The sequence below is a fragment of the Xanthomonas sp. SHU 166 genome, from assembly GCF_000364685.1.
GTDB classification, from domain to species: Bacteria; Pseudomonadota; Gammaproteobacteria; order Xanthomonadales; family Xanthomonadaceae; genus Xanthomonas_A; species Xanthomonas_A sontii.
In genome coordinates this window covers 1-320 of the sequence record NZ_AQOJ01001019.1, presented here as the reverse complement: position 1 = coordinate 320, position 320 = coordinate 1, and the positions used below count along the sequence as shown (strand labels likewise).

Sequence of the window (320 nt, the reverse complement as noted above, 5' to 3'; positions counted from 1 at the left end):
CGCAGCTGCAGCGTTTCGCCGCGCTGCATGCCGGCGGCGAGGCGCAGCAGCTGGCCGACAACGCGCATGCGCGCATCGAGGTGCTGCAGGCCGGCGCGCTCGCGCTGCCGGTGACGGTCGGCGAACGCCACCCGGGCAACGCCTGGGTGTGCTCGCCGCGCACCACCTATGCCGACTACGCCGCCGAGGAAGCCGCGCGGCTGTTGCCGGGCGCGCTGGCCGCGCCGGTACGCGGCCTGTGCGGCGGCATCGGCGCCTGGCTGGACTGGGCACGGATCGACCGTGCGGTCACCCTCAACAACTGGCTGCTGTCCACCAAC

The 320-nt window shown here is 74.4% G+C and carries 1 pseudogene; it reads left to right on the top strand.

The features are described 5' to 3' along the window. Positions 1-320, top strand: a pseudogene (locus tag D180_RS22380) (hypothetical protein); the annotation flags it as partial.